General features: G+C 70.2%; 16 protein-coding genes. 8 read left to right on the top strand and 8 right to left on the bottom strand.

Features of this window, described 5'->3' with window-relative positions:
- From DBV35_RS20240 to DBV35_RS20255, 4 genes are all read left to right on the top strand, one after another.
- Positions 1-873, top strand: coding sequence for an ABC transporter permease (locus tag DBV35_RS20240; RefSeq protein ID WP_211100014.1), 873 nt, complete (start codon positions 1-3; stop codon positions 871-873).
- On the top strand, positions 873-1,784 hold the full coding sequence (locus DBV35_RS20245; protein WP_108662199.1) for an ABC transporter permease: 912 nt from the start codon (positions 873-875) through the stop codon (positions 1,782-1,784). Before DBV35_RS20240 ends, DBV35_RS20245 begins: the two co-directional genes overlap by 1 nt.
- Positions 1,781-3,391, top strand: a complete 1,611-nt coding sequence (gene nikE, locus DBV35_RS20250; RefSeq protein ID WP_108662200.1) for a nickel ABC transporter ATP-binding protein NikE — start codon at positions 1,781-1,783, stop codon at positions 3,389-3,391. Before DBV35_RS20245 ends, nikE begins: the two co-directional genes overlap by 4 nt.
- Before the next feature lie 102 nt (positions 3,392-3,493).
- Entirely contained in the window at positions 3,494-4,459 is a 966-nt protein-coding gene (locus DBV35_RS20255; RefSeq protein WP_108662201.1) for an aldo/keto reductase, read from the top strand.
- A 3-nt stretch (positions 4,460-4,462) separates the two neighbouring features.
- On the opposite strand, the gene DBV35_RS20260 is transcribed toward DBV35_RS20255, so the two are convergent.
- Positions 4,463-5,824, bottom strand: a complete 1,362-nt coding sequence (locus DBV35_RS20260; RefSeq protein WP_108662202.1) for a peptidoglycan-binding protein — start codon at positions 5,822-5,824, stop codon at positions 4,463-4,465.
- Between the two features lie 88 nt (positions 5,825-5,912).
- Complete coding sequence (gene ppsA, locus DBV35_RS20265) at positions 5,913-8,300, bottom strand: phosphoenolpyruvate synthase (protein WP_108662766.1); 2,388 nt, start codon at positions 8,298-8,300, stop codon at positions 5,913-5,915.
- A gap of 202 nt (positions 8,301-8,502) precedes the next feature.
- Between ppsA and DBV35_RS20270 the strand changes: the two genes are divergently transcribed.
- A complete protein-coding gene (locus DBV35_RS20270) occupies positions 8,503-9,486 on the top strand; it encodes a zinc-dependent alcohol dehydrogenase family protein (RefSeq protein ID WP_108662767.1) in 984 nt (327 codons plus the stop codon).
- A gap of 12 nt (positions 9,487-9,498) precedes the next feature.
- Here DBV35_RS20270 and DBV35_RS20275 read toward each other — a convergent pair whose 3' ends face one another.
- The 4 genes from DBV35_RS20275 to DBV35_RS20290 form a co-directional block, all read right to left on the bottom strand.
- Entirely contained in the window at positions 9,499-10,575 is a 1,077-nt protein-coding gene (locus tag DBV35_RS20275; protein WP_108662203.1) for an NAD(P)-dependent alcohol dehydrogenase, read from the bottom strand.
- 88 nt (positions 10,576-10,663) lie between these two features.
- Entirely contained in the window at positions 10,664-11,944 is a 1,281-nt protein-coding gene (locus DBV35_RS20280) for a TRAP transporter large permease (protein ID WP_108662204.1), read from the bottom strand.
- Entirely contained in the window at positions 11,941-12,462 is a 522-nt protein-coding gene (locus DBV35_RS20285) for a TRAP transporter small permease (protein ID WP_157961875.1), read from the bottom strand. Before DBV35_RS20285 ends, DBV35_RS20280 begins: the two co-directional genes overlap by 4 nt.
- Before the next feature lie 15 nt (positions 12,463-12,477).
- Complete coding sequence (locus DBV35_RS20290) at positions 12,478-13,461, bottom strand: TRAP transporter substrate-binding protein (protein ID WP_108662206.1); 984 nt, start codon at positions 13,459-13,461, stop codon at positions 12,478-12,480.
- 157 nt (positions 13,462-13,618) lie between these two features.
- Here DBV35_RS20290 and DBV35_RS20295 point away from each other — a divergent pair, with 157 nt between their 5' ends.
- The 3 genes from DBV35_RS20295 (at position 13,619) to DBV35_RS20305 (ending at position 16,568) form a co-directional block, all read left to right on the top strand.
- Positions 13,619-14,560, top strand: a complete 942-nt coding sequence (locus tag DBV35_RS20295; protein ID WP_108662207.1) for a LysR family transcriptional regulator — start codon at positions 13,619-13,621, stop codon at positions 14,558-14,560.
- 118 nt (positions 14,561-14,678) lie between these two features.
- The gene (uraD, locus tag DBV35_RS20300) at positions 14,679-15,212 is read left to right on the top strand and encodes a 2-oxo-4-hydroxy-4-carboxy-5-ureidoimidazoline decarboxylase (RefSeq protein ID WP_108662208.1); all 534 of its coding nucleotides are present in this window, start codon (positions 14,679-14,681) and stop codon (positions 15,210-15,212) included.
- A gap of 156 nt (positions 15,213-15,368) precedes the next feature.
- Positions 15,369-16,568 (top strand): mandelate racemase/muconate lactonizing enzyme family protein, encoded by a 1,200-nt coding sequence (locus DBV35_RS20305; protein WP_108662209.1) that lies wholly within the window; start codon positions 15,369-15,371, stop codon positions 16,566-16,568.
- A 276-nt stretch (positions 16,569-16,844) separates the two neighbouring features.
- Here DBV35_RS20305 and DBV35_RS20310 read toward each other — a convergent pair whose 3' ends face one another.
- Both DBV35_RS20310 and DBV35_RS20315 read right to left on the bottom strand, forming a co-directional pair.
- Complete coding sequence (locus DBV35_RS20310; RefSeq protein WP_108662210.1) at positions 16,845-17,210, bottom strand: hypothetical protein; 366 nt, start codon at positions 17,208-17,210, stop codon at positions 16,845-16,847.
- A 43-nt stretch (positions 17,211-17,253) separates the two neighbouring features.
- Positions 17,254-18,102: an ABC transporter permease gene (locus DBV35_RS20315; protein WP_108662211.1), complete on the bottom strand. Its 849-nt coding sequence runs from the start codon at positions 18,100-18,102 to the stop codon at positions 17,254-17,256.
- Between the last annotated feature and the right edge of the window lie 2 nt (positions 18,103-18,104).

Consider the following 18,104-nt stretch of genomic DNA (forward strand, 5'->3'; position numbering starts at 1 on the left):
ATGACTCTCGCGATGAAGGCAGAGGGCCGCCGGGTATCCGGCGGCCTCACGAGCGTCCGCATCGCGGGGGTCGCCGTCCTCGCGATCGTCCTCGTCGCGGTCTTCGCACCGTGGATCGCGACGCACGATCCGTTCGCGCAGGATCTCTTCAACCTCAACACCCCGCCCGCCGCCGACCACCTCCTCGGCACCGACCATATCGGGCGGGACGTGTTCTCCCGCTTCGTCATGGGCGCGCGCCAGACGCTGCTCGTCGGCGTCGGCGGGACGCTCGTCGCCTTCCTTCTCGGCGGCGCGCTCGGCCTCCTCGGCATGGCGTTCGGCCGGTGGAGCGAGGCGGCGGTCTTCGCCTTTATCGATCTCGTGCGCGCGGTGCCGGGCATCCTCCTCGCCCTCCTCATCATCGTCGCGGTGGGGGAGGGGACGGGGCCGGTGACGCTCGCGCTCGGTGTCTCCTTCGCGCCCTTCTTCGCCTACGTCGCCCGCGCCACCTACAAGCGCGAGGCGGCGCAGGACTATGTCCGCGTCGCGGGCCTCTTCGGCGGCAGCCGCGTCCACGTCCTGCGGCTCCACATCGTGCCGAACCTCCTCGGCAGCCTCCTTACCCAGGCCGCGATCATCCTGCCGCGCTGCATCGTGACCGAGTCGGTGCTCTCCTTTCTGGGCCTCGGCTCCTCGCCGGACGCGCCGACCTGGGGCCGCATGATCTCGGACGCGAGCCGCTATCTCGAAGTCTCGCCGCACGCGATCCTCGTCCCGATCGCCGGGCTGATCACGCTGACGGTCGGCCTCCTCGTCCTCGGGGATGCGCTGCGCGAACGGCTCGACCCGCTCCGCCTGCGCGACACGCGCGCCATGATGGGAGACGCCTGATGCACCGCATGGCGTCCCTCGCCTTCACGCTCCTGCGCATGGTCCTCCAGGCGGCGGGGATCGTGATGATCGTCTTCTTCCTGTGCCGGATCGCGCCCGGCGACGCGGTGGACCGGCTCGCGCTCGAAGGCGGCCTCTCCGCCGCCGAAGAGGCGGCGCTGCGGCACGAGATGGGGCTCGACCAGCCGATGCTCGTCGACCTCGTCAACTGGGCCGGCCGCGCGCTCACCGGCGATTTCGGCGACTCGCTGCGCTATGGCCGTCCGGTCGCCAATATGCTCGCGACCGCGCTGCCGACGACGCTCACCCTCGCCGCCGGCTCCTTCATCGTCGGCATCGTGCTTGCGCTCGGCCTCGCGGTGGCGGCGGCGGTGACGGGGAACCGCCTCCTCGCCGGGCTCGTGAACCTCGTCAATGTGTGGTCGATCGCGCTGCCGACCTTCTGCGTCGGCGTCGTCGCCATCCTCGTCTTCTCGGTCTGGCTCGGCTGGCTGCCGGTGGTGGGGGCGATGCTGATGCCGATCCTCATCATCGCGATCGACAATGCGGGCCAGATCGGAAAGCCGCTCTATGAGGAGCTGCGCGAGGCGGCGACCTCGGCCCACGTGCGCACCGCCTGGGCGAAGGGGCTCGGCCGGCCGCGCATCGCCTTCTTCCACCTGCTGCCGACGGCGCTCCCCGTCGCGCTCGCCCTCTCCGGCCTCGTCCTTGCCGGGCTCGTCGCGGGGACGCTGACGATGGAGATCCTCTTCAGCCTGCCGGGGCTCGGCAGCCTGATGCTGAACGCGATCCACGGGCGGGACTACCCGGTGGTCCAGGCGGCGATCACCGTCGTTGCCGTCGCCCTCGTGGTGATCAACGCCCTCGTCGACATCCTGCACCGCGCCATCGATCCGAGGCTCTCACGATGACCGACATGCCCCTTCTCTCCGTCACGGGCCTCACGGTCCGGGCGGGCGACCAGCTCATCGTCGAGGACGTCTCGCTCACCCTCGCGGCGGGGGGCGACCTCGCGATCATCGGCGAATCGGGGTCGGGTAAGTCGACCCTCGCGCTCGCCATCACCGGGCTCCTGCCGGAGGCGCTCCGCTGCGAGGAGGGCGCGATCGTCCACTTCGACGGCGCGCCCCTGCCGCTCGACGATCCGCGCGCGATGCGGGCGCTGCGCGGGCGGCGGATCGCGATGATCTTCCAGGATCCGCTCGCGGCGCTGAACCCGTTCCTGCGCGTCGCGAGCCAGATCGGCGAGGCGCTCGGCCGCAGCGGCATCCACCGCGTCGAGGAGCGACGCGCGCGCACGGCCGCCCTCCTCGCCGAGGTCGAGCTCGATCCCGCATTGGCGCGCCGGTACCCGCACGAACTCTCGGGCGGGCAGCAGCAGCGCGTCATGATCGCGATGGCGCTCGCCGGTGGACCGGACCTCCTCGTCGCGGACGAGCCGACGAGCGCGCTCGACCCGACGACGACGCGCGAAATCGTCGCCCTCCTTTCCCGGCTGCGGTGTGAGCGGGGGATGGCGCTTCTCTTCATCAGCCACGATCTCGGCCTTGCCGCCGACGCGGACAATGTCGTGGTGCTGCGGCGCGGGCGGGTGGTGGAATCCGGTCCGTCCGCCGCCGTGCTCGCCGCGCCGCGCGAGCCCTACACGCGCCAGATGGTGGAGGCGCGGCGCATGCTCGACGCGCCGCGGGCGGTCCCGCCCTGCGCCGAGCCCGCGATCCTCGCCGCGGCGGAAGGCCTCGCGGTCGACTATCCGGCGCGCGGCGTCTTCGCCCGGCCGGTGCGCGCCGTTCATGCCGTCTCCGCCTCGCTGCGGGCCGGGCGCACGCTCGGCATTCTCGGCCGCTCGGGGTCGGGCAAGAGCACCTTCGCGCAGGCGCTCGCCGCGATGCAGCGCCCGAGCCGCGGCTCCGTCACCCTCCTCGGGGCGACGCTCGGCCCGTCCGGCCCGGCGCTGCGCGGGGCCGACCGGCGTGCGGTGCAGTTCGTTTTCCAGAACCCGCAGGGCGCACTGAACCCGCGCCTTACGGTGGGCCGCGCGCTTGCCGAGCCCCTCCGCCTCGCGGGCCGACACGACGGGCTCGACGCCCCGATCGAGCGCGCGCTCGAGGAGGTGGGGCTGCCGGGCGCACTCGCCATGCGCTATCCGCACCAGCTCTCCGGCGGGCAGCGGCAGCGCGTCTGCATCGCCCGCGCGCTCCTGTGCGACCCGAAGATCCTCATCTGCGACGAGGTGGTCGCCTCGCTCGACATGAGCGTTCAGGCCGAGATCCTCGCCCTCCTCGTGCGCCTTCAGCGGGAGAGGGGCTTCGCAATGGCCTTCATCGGCCACGACATCGAGGTCGTGCGCTGGATCTCGGACGAGATCGTCGTCATGCACGAGGGCCGCGTCGTCGACCATTTCACCCCCGACGCGATCGACGATCCGGCCCGGCACGCCGAAACGCGTCGCCTGCGCGCCGGGCATCGCCCCGCGCCCGCGCCCGCGCCGGCAGAACCCCTCGCGATTCCCGCCTGAGGCCGCCTGCCGCGGGGCGCACGGATGCAAACCCGGAATTCGGTGTCGCCCTCACCGTGCCGAAGGGAATAGGATTTCGGCGACACGAGGAGTGAGGGCGAGATGCAGACGACGACGCTGGGGCGCACGGGGCGGACGGTTTCAGTGGCGGGGCTCGGCTGCGGCGGGAGCAGCCGCCTCGGCCTCTCTCAGGGCCGTTCCGAAGAAGAGTGCGCCGCGATCGTGCGCCAGTCGATCGACGCGGGCGTCAACTTCATCGACACCGCCGAAGCCTACGGCACGGAGGGCGTCGTCGGCCTCGCGCTCAAGGACATCGACCGCGACGCGGTGATGGTGTCGACCAAATCGCGCTATCGCGACGCCGAGGGCCTCTTTCCGGCGGCGACCATCATAGCGAACCTCGAGGCCTCGCTCGGCCGTCTGGGGCTCGACACGGTCGACGTCTTCCACGTCCACGCCGTCCGCCCGGCCGACTATGACCGCGTGATGGCCGACATCGTCACGGCGCTGGAGGCGCAGAAGGCGAAGGGGAAGATCCGCCATATCGGCATCACCGAATCCCCGCCGAACGACGCCCGGCAGGAGATGATGGCGCGCGCGGTGAACGACGGCGTGTGGGAGGTGGTGATGCTCGCCTTCCACCTCATGAACCACGGCCCCGTGCGGACGATGTTTCCGGCGACGCAGGCGAACGGGATCGGCACGCTGATCATGTTCGCGGTGCGCAGCATCTTCTCCCGCCCCGCGCGCCTGCGCGAGGCGATGCGCGAGCTCGCCGACCAGGGTCTCGTCGCGGAGGAGTTCGCCACGCGTGACGATCCGCTCGCCTTCCTGGTGGAGGAGTCGGGCGCGGGGAGCCTCACCGAGGTTGCCTACCGCTTCGCGCGCCATCGGCCGGGCGTCGATGTCGTCCTCTTCGGAACCGGCAACCCGGACCATGTGCGCAGCAACATCGAGGCGATCAACGCCCCGCCGCTGCCCGATGCGGTGGTCGCGAAGATCGAGACGCTGTTCGGCCACCTCACCGGCGTCGGCTTCGACCTTCCCGAGCCCGCCCGCAAAGGCTGAGCGCTACTGATTGCACAGGCGCCCGCTGTCGCGCACGCAATGGCCGCCCCATGAGGAGGCGCTGGTCGCCTGGGGCCGCGGAACGCACACGGTCCCCTTTCGGGCGCGGACCGCGTCGAGGGCGGTGCGGTTCGCCGACTCCACCGGCACGTTGAGGCGTGCCGCCGCGTTGAAGCGGCGGAGCGCGCCGCGCGAGGCCGGTCCCCACACCCCGTCGATCACGCCCGGCGCGCAGCCGACGCGCTGCAGCTCGGTCTGAAGCTCGCGCGCGACGGTGAGGCCTTCCACGACCGGGCTCGCTCGGCTCGACACGACTTTCCCGGTCTCGACCGCGATGACGAAGGTGTCGGCGCGCGGGACGAGGGTGAAGAGATAGGTCGCGACGCCCTCCGAGCGGGAATTGCGGGCCGTGCTCTCGGCGAGGAAGCGCACCTCGCCTGTGACGACGCATTGGGTCTCGCTGCAGTTCACCACGGGCGCGCCGATGGGCGTCGTCCGTCGCGTCGGCCAGCGCTGCATGTAGCGGTCGACCCGGTCGAGCACGTCCGCGCGCGCAAGGCGCTCGTCGAAATAGAGGACGCGGTCGGCGTAGGCGTTCGCGGCGTGGACGAGGAAGGTTTCGGGCGGGACGTTCGTCGTCTCGTCGAGGAAGGCGAGGACGAACGCGCCGGCGCGCTCCTCGATGGACGACTCGTCCGGCCCGGCCGGCGATGGCGGCGGCGCGCTCCGCGCCGGTGGCGGCGGTCCGTCGGGGATCGCGAGATCCTCCCCCGGCACGACGGTGCCGTCGGCGGAGATCGACAGATAGTCGATCTGGTATCGCCGCGCGACGTCGGGCGTCAGCCACTGGAGGCCGTCGGGGGGCGTCATGGTGAGCCAGAAGATCGCCGGCTCGGAGAGACCGATTTTCGTGAGGTATGCACCGACGAGTGCGTTGGCCGCGCCGGACTCGCGGTTCACCCCGCCATTCTTCGAGTAGGCGGCGTGGAAGCCGGCGCGGCCGCGCACGTCGAGCGCGCGGGGGCTGCCGCCGAGCCATGCGAGGGCGCACGCCGAGGCGCAGACATGGCCGGCCGGGATCAGCGTCCCGTAGCCGCGCAGCCGGATCGCCTTGCCGATCTCGATCCCGGCGAACACGTTGCCGCCGGGACTGTCGAAGACGACGATCGTCGGCCCGCCGTCCGCGAAGGCTTCGGCGAGCTGGTTTTCGTCGCCGAGCGCGAACTCGCCGGTGATGAGTACCAGCGCGACGTTGCCATGATTGTCGGGCGATATGCGGCTGATATTGGCACAGAGAGCCGGGATGGCGGTCGAGAGCACCGCGGTCGCCGCGATCATCCAGACGAGCAGCCCCTGAATGGCCATCCGGAATTGTGGCCCAATTGGGACCTCAGGACAAACCTTAGTTGACGGGTGGCCGGGCGACACGGATCTGGCGCGGCGGAGGTGGGCCTCAGGCGCGCTTCTCCGCCTCGGCCTCGGCCACCGCTTTCTTGACCGCGGGGAAGCTGTCGGGCGTCACCGAGATGCTGTCGATGCCCTCTTCGACGAGGAAGCGGGCGAACTCGGGGTGGTCGCTCGGCGCCTGACCGCACAGGCCGATGATCGCGCCGGCCGCGTGCGCCTCGCGGATCACGGTCGAGATCATCCAGCGCACCGCCTCGTCATTCTCGTCGAAGAGCGCGGCGAGCATTTCGGAGTCGCGGTCGACGCCGAGGGTGAGCTGGGTGAGATCATTCGAGCCGATCGAGAAGCCGTCGAAGCGCGTCGCGAACGCCTTCGCGAGAATCACGTTCGACGGGATCTCCGCCATCACGAAGACCTCGAGCCCGTCCGCCCCGCGCTTCAGGCCGTTCTCCTCCATCACCGCGAGGACGCGGTCGGCCTCGGCGACCGAGCGGCAGAACGGCACCATGACGGCGACGTTGGTGAACCCCATCTCGCGGCGAAGCATGTCGATCGCCTGGCATTCGAGCGCGAAGGCGGGGCGGTAGGCCTCGGAGCCGTAGCGCGAGGCGCCGCGGAAGCCGAGCATCGGGTTCTCCTCCGCCGGCTCGAATTCGCGCCCGCCGACGAGGCCGGCATATTCGTTGGTCTTGAAGTCGCTGAAGCGCACGAGGCAGCGCTTCGGATGCACCACCGCCGCGATCCGCGCGAGACTTCGGGCGAGGGTGGTGACGAAATATTGGGTGCGGTCCGCGAAGCCCTGCGTCAGCGTCTCGATCTCGCGCCGGGCCGCCGCGTCGTGGACGGCATCGAAGCGGGTGAGCGCCATCGGGTGGACGCGGATCCCGTTCGCGATCACGAACTCCATCCGCGCGAGGCCGATCCCGTCGGCCGGCAGGCGCCACCAGCGGAAGGCGGCGCCCGGATTGGCGAGGTTCAGCATCACCTTCGTGCGGGTCGAGGGGAGGTCGGAGAGGGAAAGCGTCTCGGCGCAGAATTCGGCGCGGCCCTCATAGACGAAGCCGGTGTCGCCCTCGGCGCAGGAGAGGGTGATCGTCTGCCCCGAATGGAGCCGCTCCGTCGCCTCGCCCGCGCCGACGAGGGCCGGCACGCCGAGCTCGCGCGAGACGATGGCCGCGTGGGAGGTCCGGCCGCCATGGTCGGTGATGATGGCGGCCGCGCGCTTCATGACCGGCACCCAGTCCGGGTCGGTGGTGCGGGTGACGAGGATTGCGCCGTCGACGAACTTCGCCTCGTTGGCGACGTCCTCGATGAGGCAGACCTCGCCGGAGACCACCGCGTCGCCGATGGCGAGACCCGACAGGAGCGTCTTCCCCTTGCTGGTGATGCGGTAGGTGCGCAGGACCGATGTGTCGTCCTGCGAGCGCACCGTCTCGGGCCGCGCCTGCACGACATAGAGCTTGCCCGACGCGCCGTCGCGCCCCCACTCGATGTCCATCGCGCAGCCATAGTGCGCCTCGATCGCGACGGCCCATCGCGCGAGGGCGAGGATGTCCTCGTCGGAAAGGACGAAGCGCTTGCGCTCCTCGCGCGCGGTCGGGACCGTGCGGGTGCGCGCGGCTTCGGTGGTGCCGTAGATCATCTTGATCGTCTTCGCGCCGCACGTCTTCTCGATGATCGGGACGCGCGCCGGGTCCGACAGGAACGGCTTGAAGACGACATATTCGTCGGGGTCGACCATGCCCTGGACGACCGTCTCGCCGAGCCCCCAGGCGGCGTTGATGACGACCACCCGGTCGAACCCGGACTCCGGGTCGATGGTGAACATCACGCCCGAACCGCCGATATCGGTGCGCACCATGAGCTGGACGCCGACCGAGAGGGCGACCGCGAGATGGTCGAAGCCCTTCGCCTCGCGGTAGCTGATCGCGCGCTCGGTGAAGAGGGAGGCGAAGCAGCGGCGGACCGCGTCGAGGAGGGGGCCGGCCCCCGATACGTTGAGGAAGGTCTCCTGCTGGCCGGCGAAGCTCGCATCGGCGAGATCCTCGGCCGTGGCGCTGGAGCGCACGGCGACCGCGGCGTCGACCTCACCGACCCGGCGGCAGAGCTCCGCATAGGCGGTGCGGATGGCCTCGGCGAGCGCGTCCGGCCACGGGGCCTCGGCGATGATCTTGCGGATCGCGGCGGCGCTCTCGGCGGCGGGCGCGCGGCCGGCTGCGATGTCGTCGAGGTGGGCGCGGATGCGCGGCTCGAGCCCGTTCTCGGCCAGAAAAGTGCGGTAGGCGTCCGCCGCGGTGGCAAACCCCGGCGGGACCTCGATCCCCTCCGCGGTGAGGTTCGCGATCATCTCGCCGAGCGAGGCGTTCTTGCCGCCGACCTTGCCGACGTCGCCGCGGCGCACGGTCTCGAACCACAGGATTGTCTCGTCGCGCATGACGCTCTCCCAGCCCATCGGCGGGCGCGAACCGGCCGGACGGGGAGTATGGGCCGCGTCGGCCCCGTCGCCTTGACGATGGTCAAGGCAATGGCGGGGTGGCCGGGCTCTCCTCTGCGGGCCGCGCCCCGTCCTGGCGCGCGGCGGGGAGGCGGCCTAAGATGGCGCGACACCGGACCGAAATGCTCGGAGCTGCCGCATGATGCGCGCCATGGTCGTTCGCGCGGCGGGCGCGCCGCTCGTGATGGAGGAGCGCCCGATCCCTGCGCCCGGATCGGGCGAATTGCTGATCGCGGTGAGCGCCTGCGGTGTCTGCCGGACGGATCTCCACGTCGCCGACGGGGACCTCACGCAAGCCGTCTATCCGGTCGTGCCCGGCCACGAGGTGGTGGGGCGCGTCGCCGGGATCGGTGCGGGGGTCGCGGGATGGGCGCTCGGCGACCGGGTGGGCGTCCCCTGGCTCGGGTCCGCCTGCGGCCACTGCCCCTATTGCGCGATGCACCGCGAGAATCTGTGCGACAGCCCGACCTTCACCGGCTGCAGCCGCGATGGCGGCTTCGCGACCCATGTTGTCGCGGACGGCGCTTTCTGCCTCAAGCTGCCCAACAATTTCGACGATATCGGCGGCGCGCCGCTCCTGTGCGCCGGGCTCATCGGCTACCGCTCCTACCGCTTCGCGGGGGACGCCGCGCGAATCGGCCTCTACGGCTTCGGCGCGGCGGCGCACATCATCGCCCAGGTCGCGGCGGCGGAGGGGCGGTCGGTCTACGCCTTCACCCGCGCGGGCGACACCCGCTCGCAGGATTTCGCCCGCGCACTCGGCGCGGTGTGGGCCGGCGCGTCGGGGGAGGCGCCGCCCGAGCCGCTCGACGCCGCCATCCTGTTCGCCCCGGTGGGCGCGCTCGTGCCCGAGGCGTTGCGGCGCGTGCGCAAGGGCGGGCGCGTCGTGTGCGCGGGCATCCACATGAGCGACATTCCGGGCTTCCCCTATGCCGACCTCTGGGGTGAGCGCGAGATTGTCTCGGTCGCAAACCTCACGCGCGAGGACGGGCACGCCTTCATGGCGCTGATGGCGAGGACGCCCGTCAAGGTCCACACGACGACCTATCCCCTCGCCGATGCCAACGCCGCCCTCGCGGACCTGCGCGAAGGCCGGCTCGACGGGGCGGCGGTCCTCGTCCCGTGAGGAATTGACCGGCTACGGCCGGATCGCGATCTTCAGCACCCCGTCCCGCTGGTGGGAGAAGAGGTCGTAGGCGGCTTCGATATCGTCGAGGCCGTAGCGGTGGGTGACGAGGGGGCGCGTGTCGAGGCGGCCGCTCGCGATCACCGACATCAGGCGGCGCATCCGCTCCTTGCCGCCGGGGCAGAGCGTCGTGCGGATCGTGTGGTCGCCGAGGCCGGCGCAGAAGGGGCCGAGCGGCAGCTTGAGGTCGCCCGAGTAGACGCCGAGCGAGGAGAGCGTTCCGCCGGGCCGCAGCACCCGCAGCGCCGCCTCGAAGGTCGGCTGCGTGCCGAGCGCCTCGATCGAGACGTCGACGCCGCGCCCCTCGGTGAGGCGCATGATCTCGTCCACCGGGTCGACCGCTTTGAAGTCGACGATGTGGTCGGCCCCCATCTTGCGGGAAATCGCCATGCGTGCGGGCACGGTCTCCACCGCGATGATGGTCGTCGCGCCCATGAGGCGGGCGCCTGCGGTGGCGCAGAGGCCGATCGGCCCCTGGGCGAAAACGGCCACCGTGTCGCCGATCTTCACCGCGCCCGACTCGGCGCCGGAGAAGCCCGTCGACATGATGTCCGGGCACATCAGCACCTGCTCGTCCTCAAGACCGTCCGGGATCGGGGAGAGGTTCGCCATCGCGTCGGGCACCAGCACATATTCGGCCTGCGCCCCGTCGATCGTGTTGCCGAAGCGCCAGCCGCCGAGCGGCTTGAAGCCATGCCTGGAGGCGCCGCCGTCCTGCGAGTGGTAGCCGCACAGGCACGCGGCCGAGGTGCCGGACGGGGTGATCGCCCCGGCGATGACGCGCTGCCCCTCATGGTAGCCGGATACCGCGGAGCCGAGCTTCTCGATGACGCCGACGGGCTCGTGCCCGATGGTGAGCCCCTTCTCGACCGGATACTCGCCCTTCAGGATGTGGACGTCGGTGCCGCAGATCGTCGTCGTCGTGATCTTCACGAGCGCGTCGAGCGGGCCGACATCGGGGACCTTCTTCTCGTCGAGCACGATCCGTCCCGGTTCGACGAAGATGGCGGCTCTCATCATCTGAGGCATTTTTGCTCTCCCTGGCCCGACAGTCCGATGGCCGGAGACTAGTCGCGGGGCAGGGCGCGGCATTGAGCGATGTCAATCGCGGGTGCGGTCAATAGCCCATGGCGCGGGGCAGCGCGGTGACGATGCCGGGGAAGACGATGCAGAGCGCGAGGAGCGCGTACATGGCCAGAATGAACGGCCAGCTCTCGCGCACGAGCGTGCCCATCTCGACCTTGGTGATCCCGCAGACCACGAAGAGGATCACGCCGACCGGGGGCGTCAGCATGCCGATCACGAGGTTCAGCACGAAGACGAAGCCGAAATGCAGCGGGTCGATTCCGTACCGGATCGCGATCGGGTGGAAGAGAGGCACTAGCATGATGTAGGCCGCGTTCGATTCCAGGAACATGCCGACGACGAGCAGCATCGCGGCAATGAGCCACAGGAAGACGAACGGGCTGTCGGTGATCCCCTCGACGAAGGCGGCGAGCTTGAAGGGCAGCATGTCGATGGTGAAGAGGAAGGTGATCGTGGAGGCGAAGGCGATCATCGCGCCGACGACGGCCGTGGTCTTCGCCGCGGTGAGGATCACGTCGGGAAGGTCGGCGACACGCAGCTCGCGGGTGACGAAGAAGCCGAGGAGGAGGGCGTAGCAGCAGCCGACCGCCGCGCCCTCGGTTGGTGTGAAGGCGCCGCCGACGATGCCGCCGATGACGATGATCGGCAGGAGGATCACGAGGGCGTTGCGCTTCAGCTGCCGCACGATGTTGGCGAGCGTCACCGGCGCGCCCGTCACCGGGTAGTTGCGCCGCCAGGCGATCAGCGAGCAGAGCGCCATCAGCGTGACGAAGAGCATGAGGCCGGGCACCACGCCAGCCATGAAGAGCCCGCCCACCGAGACGCTGGATCCGGCCATGAAGGCATAGACGATCATGGCGCCGGACGGCGGGATGATCGGGCCGAGATTGGCCGCGGCCGCGACGATGCCGGCCGAGAAGCCGAGCCCGTATTCCTTCTTGAGCGAGGGAACGAGCGTGGAGGAGAGGGCCGAAGCGTCCGCGACGGCCGCGCCCGAGACGGAGGCGAGCCCCGCGCCGGAGACGATCGCGACCTGGGCAAGGCCCCCGCGCATCCGCCCGATGAAGGCGTTCGCGAGGTCGACGAGGCGGTCCATGATGCCGGCCTTCAGCATCAATTCGCCCGTCAGCATGAAGAGCGGGATCGACATCAGCGGGAAGGAATCGACCGCGTTCATCAGCCGCGTCGGCAGGATCGCGAGGTCGAAATCGGCGATGAGGAGCCCCGCCAGCGCCGCGGCCCCGAGCGAGAAGGCGAGCGGCATTCCGAGGATCGCGAGGCCGAGAAAGACGGCGATGACGGCAAGGCTCATGAGGGAAGCTCCAGGACGCCGGGCGTCTCGGGCAGGAAGGTCTCGGCGTCGGCCGCCGGCCAGATCGCCTGGGCGATGAGGTGCAGCGCCGTGTGGAGGGCGCTGACGATCACCGGGAAGAAGAACACGCTGGAGGTGATGGCGAGCGAGCCGAGCCGCTCCGACCATGTCGTCTCCGCGACGCGGATCGCGGTGACGAAGACGACGAGGAGCATCGCGGCGGCGAGGAGGGCGAGCGCGCGGGCGAGAATAGCCCGCGCGGCCGGGGGGAAGCGGTTGACGAGAATGTCGATCCCGACATGGGCCTTGTCGCGCAGGCCGAGCGGGATGGCGAGGAAGACGGTCGCCACGAACGCGAGGCGCGAGACCTCCTCGGCCCAGTCGATCGAGCTGTTGAGGAGATAGCGCATCCCGACCTGCGCCGAGACGACGCTCACCATCACGACGACGCACACGATGACGACGAGGCGGACACCGGTGTCGATGCCCGCCAGCGTCGCGAAGGCGATCCGCTTCATCGCCACTCCCATGGATTACTGGCCGACGGTGCCGGTGCCGAGGAGGGCGGCGACCTCTTCGGAGAGCTTGGCCTTCGCCTCGGCGGCGACGGGAGCGGTGGTCTCGCGCAGCGCGGCAGCGAACTCCGGCGACACCTCGGTGTAGATCATGCCGTCGGCGACGAGCTTGCTGAGGGCGGCGGCATCCTGCTCGGCGGCGAGGTCGCGCTGGTAGGCGATCGCCTTCGCCATCGCGGCGCGGATGGCCTCCTGCTTCTCGGGCGCCATCGCCTCGAAGCCGCGGCGGTTCGCGACGACGGAGATGAAGTCGAAGAAGTGGTTGGTGTTCGAGACGTGCTTCTGCACCTCGGCATAGCCGGCGACGTCGATGATGGAGAAGGGGTTCTCCTGGCCGTCGATGACGCCCTGCTCCAGCGCCGAATAGAGCTCCTTCACGTCCATCGCGATCGGGTTGGCGCCGAGCGCGCGGAAGGTGGCGAGGTGGGTCTCGTTCGGCTGCAGGCGGATCTTGAGGCCCTCGATGTCCCCGATCGATGCGACCGGGCGGACATTGTTGGTGAGCTGGCGGAAGCCGAGCTCCATGTAGCCGAGCGACAGCATCCCCTCGTCGGCGAGCTTGGTGTCGATCGCCTCGCCCACCGGACCGTCGACGACGGCGAAGGCCTCCGCGCGGTCGGCGAACTGGAAGGGCAGCGAGATGGCGGCGAGGTCGGGCACGGTGCGGCTGAGATAGGCCGAGCCCACCCAGATGATCTCGACCGCGCCGAGCTTGACGGCCTGCACGTTCTCGGCCGCTCCGCCGAGCTGCTGGGCCGGGAACACGTCGACCTTGATGTCGCCGCCGGTGGCCTTCTCGAGCTCTTCCTTGAAGACCTGCATGGCGAGGCTCGAGGAATGCTCGGTGGCGAAATTGCCGGCGACGCGGATGGTCTCGGCCTCGGCGGCCGTGGTCAGCGCGACGAGCGAGCCGGCGAGGAAGGAGAGCAGCACCTTGTTCATGGTTGTACCTCGGCTGGATCCGCGAATGAGAAGTGAAGTCCGGCCGCGCCGAAGGATCGGTCACGGTCCGTTCGATGCCGCACGTTGCCCGCTCCAGCCATTGCCATCCATGTCAAAATCGGTGACGCTTCATACGGAAAATTAGAACGCATCGCCGATGGCCCTCCACCTCGTTCCGCGCGGAATCCTGTACCTGGAGGCGGTTGCCGCGGCCGGCTCCATCCAGGCCGCCTCGCGTGAAATCGGTATCTCCGCCTCCGCGATCGACCGGCAGATCGTGCTCCTCGAAGAGCGGCTCGGCGTGCAGCTCTTCGAGCGGCAGACGGGCGGGATGGCGCTCAGCCCGGCCGGCGAGATGTTCCTCGTCCTCGCCCGCCGCTGGCGCGCGGACGAGCGGCGGATCTGGACCGACGTCAAGCAGATGCAGGGCTCGGAGGTGGGGCATGTGCGCCTCGCCGCGATGGATTCGATGGTGAACGGCGTCGTTCCGCGCATCCTCACCGCCGCCTTCGAGCGCTTCCCGAAGATGCAGCTCGACGTGGAGATCATGTCGCCGGACGGGGTGGCGGCGGCGCTGACCGACGGGGTCGTGGACCTCGCCCTCGCCTTCAATGTGCGCGCCAATCGCGACCTCCACATCCTGTGGAACGAGACGCTGCCGCTCGGTTGCGTCGTCGCGCCCGGCCATCCGCTGGCCGGCAAGGCGGACACGACGCTGAAGGACGCGACGGGCTACGCGATCGCCCTCCAGAGTCACGCCCTCGCGATCCGGCGCATCCTGGAAGCGCGCCACGGCTGGATGTTCTCCGAGGGCGGGCCGCCGGTCGCGACGAACTCGCTCCAGCTCGTCAAGCATCTCGCGGCGGCCGGGAGCCACGTCGCGATCACGTCCGAGCTCGATGCCGCGCCGGAAATCCTCGACGGGCGGCTCGTCTTCGTGCCGGTGTCGGACCGCACGGCCTCGCCCCAGTCGATCGCGCTCGTCATCAGCACGCGGCGCAGCCTGCCGCGCCTCAGCCGGATGGTCGGCGAGATCGTGGAGCGGATCGTCGTGGACCTCCTCGACGAGGTGCGCCGGGCCCGCCAAGGGGCGCGCTGACCGCGGGCGAGGGCGCCACCCCATTCGAATTTGTCGAACGGCACGTCCCCCTTTTTGTCATAGTTGACAATGCGTGGCCGCCTTAGCTTCCCGGCCGGACGGGGGCGAAGGGGCGGCCATGGCGGACGGTGAATCCTCACTCGGGGCGATCAACGCGGCGGATGATGCGACCGCGGCGCGGCTGATCGTGCCCTTCATCGAGCGCTCGCCGATGGTGGCGGCGCGGGTCGCGCGGCGCCGGCCCTTCGCGGGGCCGGAGGCGCTCGCCGAGGCGGTGCGGGCGGAGATCGAGGCGCTCGACCCGGACGAGTTGATCGCCCTCCTCGGCGGCCATCCCGAGCTCGCCCCCGGCGCGCCCGAGGCGATGACCGCCCATTCGCAGGAGGAGCAGGGCCGCCTCGGCGTCGCGGTGCCGACGGGCGACGCGCGCGCCCGGATCGCCGACCTCAACCGGCGCTATCGCGAGAAGTTCGGCTTCCCCTTCGTCGTCGCGCTGGTGCGCCACAAGGACCTCGACACCGTCATCGCCAATTTCGCGACGCGCCTCGACGCGACGGCGGAGGAGGAGATGGAGACGGCGCGGGGCGAGATCGCCGCCGTGAGCCGCGCCCGCATCATGGCCGCGCTCGACCACGCGGCCGGCGGGCGCTGACCCCGCGCCGCCCGCCGGCGGGAGGGTGGGTGGATTGGTCTCTTCGATGCGACGGATTGGATATCAGCAGGCGTCCATTCCGCCCTTAGGCTCGCAGCATGGATCCGGCGGCCGAAGCCGGCCGGATCGCCAGCGCAGTCGATATCGGAGCGGCCCATGCAGGTCTTTGATCGCGTCGAGCTCTATCATGTGAGCGCGCCGCTGCCGGCGCCGTTCGCGCCGTCCTGGATCCCCGGCACCATCCGCCACAAGACGAATTTCTGCCTCGTTCACTTCGTCACCGACGAGGGCGTCGAGGGGTGGAGCGCCTTCCCGGCGGCCGGGCGCGAGCGGGCGGGTCTCGGCGACCTCCTCGCCGGTCTCTTCCTCGGGCAGGACGTCGAGGACATCGACCGCCTCGCCGAGCGCATCCACATCATGGCCGTCGGCGGCAACTTCAATTGGTGGATCGAGCCCGCCTTCTGGGACATCAAGGCGAAGATCGCGGGGCTGCCGCTCTACAAGCTCCTCGGCGGCACGCACGACCGGCTGAAGCTCTACGCCTCGGCGGGCGAGCTGCGCGCGCCCGAGGCGCGGCGCGAGGAGGCCGAGGCGCGCCTTGCCGACGGGTTCGACACCATGAAGGTGCGCGTCCACGATTTCGACGAGGCGGTCGACATCGCCCAGATCAGCGATGTCGCGACCTACATGCAGGGCCGCATGAAGATCGCGGTCGACTGCAACCAGGCCTTCCGCCTGACGCAGAATGGCGACGCGCCGCTCTGGTCGCTCGACCGGGCGAAGCGTTTCGCGGACGCGGCCGCCGATGTGGGGCTCGCCTGGGTGGAAGAGCCGCTCTTCGGCGAGTGGCACGAGGAGATGGCCGAACTCACCGCCTATTCGCGCGTGCCGATCGCGGGGGGCGAACTCCATTTCGCCGGCTATCACGAGCTTGCCCGCATGGCGCGGATGCGATGCTATTCGATCTTCCAGCCCGACGCGATGTGGGCGGGCGGGGTGAAGCAGTGCCTGGAGGTCGCGAAGCTCTGCCGCGCCGAGGGGCTGAAATTCACGCCCCATTGCTGGTCGACGGGGTTCGGCTTCATCGTCAACGCCCACGTCCACGCGGCGAGCGGCTTTGCCGACGAGATGCTCTACGAATATCCGCTCGCCCCGCCGGGGTGGGTGCCGGAGGGGCGCGACGCGATCTTCACCGAGCCGCTCCACCACGATCGCGGCTGGTTCAACATGCCGTCCACGCCGGGCCTCGGCGTGGAGATCGACCGGGACAAGCTCGCGCGGTACGGGCGCTGCTATTTCTCCGCGAGCCGGCGCGAGGTGCACTGGATGCCGGAGGCGTTCGCCGAGATCGGCTGAGGCGGGGGCGGGACGGACGGGGGGGCGGCGCGGGCGCTTCAGCACGCGGCGCGGCCGTTGCGAGGGGTTTCCCCCCTCGCGCTCCCTCCACCTCGCCGGTGGGCAGGTTTGCGGGGACAGACGGGCGCGTTGCGCCCGACTGGCCTCGCAAACCCTTTCGAGGCTGGGCCGGCCCGCAACGGCGTCAAGCGCCCGTCCTCGCCATGCTCGCTGCGCTGCGCGTGGCTCCGGGCGGACACTTGACCCCGCCGCGGGCCTCTCTCCCCCTGCGCGGGGTCAACGCTTCATGACGGAGCGATGGTCGCCGGTGACGGTGCCGTTGACCTCTTTCGGGCGCGCGATCGCCGACAGGACGATGCGGCCGCCCTCGCGCTTCCAGCCGCTGATGATGGACACCCCGTTGATGCCGCCGAGCCCCTCCGCGAGGTTGCAGGCGAAGGTCCGCGCGCGGCCTTTCTTGGGACCGAACGGGTCCTTCAGGACGGTGATGGTGCAGGAGCGCGTGGTCGGACCGATCGCGGGATAGACCGTCCATTCGCCGAGGAGCGGCTCGGGCTGCGGCTTCGCCTCGGCCGCGGCGGCCAGCGTGGTGAGGAAGAGGCCGGTCGGCGCGTGCGGAGCGCCGCCGATTGCGGCGGCCATGAAAAGCGCGACTGCGGGAGGCCGGGCCGCCCCCCCGCGCGCGTCAGGCGCGGCTGGGGCGCTGGACGAGGACCGAGGCGAGGGCGAGGAGGCCGGAGCCGAGCATCAGCACCACCGAGACGGCGTTGAGGACCGGGGTGGAGCCGACCTTCACCATGCGGTCGTACATCGTGATCGTCAGCGGCGCGTCGGAGCCGACGAGCATCAGCGTGGTGTTGAAGTTCTCGAAGGAGACGAGGAAGGCCACGATGAAGGCCGAGAAGATCGCGGGGAAGAGGAAGGGGAGCGTCACCGTCAGGAAGACGCGCAGGCGCGAGGCGCCGAGGTTGAGCGCCGCCTCCTCGAGCGCGATGTCGAACTTCTTCAGCCGCGCGGAGATGACGAGCGAGGTGATCGTCGTCAGGAACGCGAACTGGCCGAAGACGATGAGCGGGATGCCGGGGCGCAGCCATGTGAGGAAGAGGCCGAACTGGCGGTCGGCGAAGTTCGCGATCATCGAGGCGAAGACGAGGATCGAGATGCCGAGGATCACGCCGGGGATCACCAGCGGCACGATCATGAAGATGTAGAGCGTCGCCTTGAAGGGGAAGTGCTTGCGCTCGAACAGGAAGGCGTTCGACGTCCCCGCCGCGACCGCGAGGGCGGCGACGATGAGGCCGATATAGAGCGAGTTGCCCATGCCGCGCAGGAGGCGGTCGTCGTGGATGAGGCCGAGCTTCGGCTCGGTCGGCGAGAAGAACCAGTCGAGCGTGAAGCCGCGCCAGGGGAGCGAGGGGAACACCGAATCGTTGAAGGCGAAGGCGCCGGCCGCGATCAGCGGCGCGACGAGATAGAGGAAGAAGATCACCACGTACGCGCGGTAGATCCACAGGAGATGGGGCGAAGTCGGCATGG

The sequence above is a fragment of the Acuticoccus kandeliae genome, from assembly GCF_003073115.1.

Coding starts and splice junctions, on each gene's coding strand:
- DBV35_RS20295 (WP_108662207.1), top strand. CDS start 13,619: ATGGCCCTCCACCTCGTTCCGCGCGGAATCCTGTACCTGGAGGCGGTT.
- DBV35_RS20280 (WP_108662204.1), bottom strand. CDS start 11,944: ATGAGCCTTGCCGTCATCGCCGTCTTTCTCGGCCTCGCGATCCTCGGA.
- uraD (WP_108662208.1), top strand. CDS start 14,679: ATGGCGGACGGTGAATCCTCACTCGGGGCGATCAACGCGGCGGATGAT.
- DBV35_RS20315 (WP_108662211.1), bottom strand. CDS start 18,102: ATGCCGACTTCGCCCCATCTCCTGTGGATCTACCGCGCGTACGTGGTG.
- ppsA (WP_108662766.1), bottom strand. CDS start 8,300: ATGCGCGACGAGACAATCCTGTGGTTCGAGACCGTGCGCCGCGGCGAC.
- nikE (WP_108662200.1), top strand. CDS start 1,781: ATGACCGACATGCCCCTTCTCTCCGTCACGGGCCTCACGGTCCGGGCG.
- DBV35_RS20240 (WP_211100014.1), top strand. CDS start 1: ATGACTCTCGCGATGAAGGCAGAGGGCCGCCGGGTATCCGGCGGCCTC.
- DBV35_RS20285 (WP_157961875.1), bottom strand. CDS start 12,462: ATGAAGCGGATCGCCTTCGCGACGCTGGCGGGCATCGACACCGGTGTC.
- DBV35_RS20255 (WP_108662201.1), top strand. CDS start 3,494: ATGCAGACGACGACGCTGGGGCGCACGGGGCGGACGGTTTCAGTGGCG.
- DBV35_RS20275 (WP_108662203.1), bottom strand. CDS start 10,575: ATGCCTCAGATGATGAGAGCCGCCATCTTCGTCGAACCGGGACGGATC.
- DBV35_RS20310 (WP_108662210.1), bottom strand. CDS start 17,210: ATGGCCGCCGCAATCGGCGGCGCTCCGCACGCGCCGACCGGCCTCTTC.
- DBV35_RS20260 (WP_108662202.1), bottom strand. CDS start 5,824: ATGGCCATTCAGGGGCTGCTCGTCTGGATGATCGCGGCGACCGCGGTG.
- DBV35_RS20290 (WP_108662206.1), bottom strand. CDS start 13,461: ATGAACAAGGTGCTGCTCTCCTTCCTCGCCGGCTCGCTCGTCGCGCTG.
- DBV35_RS20305 (WP_108662209.1), top strand. CDS start 15,369: ATGCAGGTCTTTGATCGCGTCGAGCTCTATCATGTGAGCGCGCCGCTG.
- DBV35_RS20270 (WP_108662767.1), top strand. CDS start 8,503: ATGCGCGCCATGGTCGTTCGCGCGGCGGGCGCGCCGCTCGTGATGGAG.
- DBV35_RS20245 (WP_108662199.1), top strand. CDS start 873: ATGCACCGCATGGCGTCCCTCGCCTTCACGCTCCTGCGCATGGTCCTC.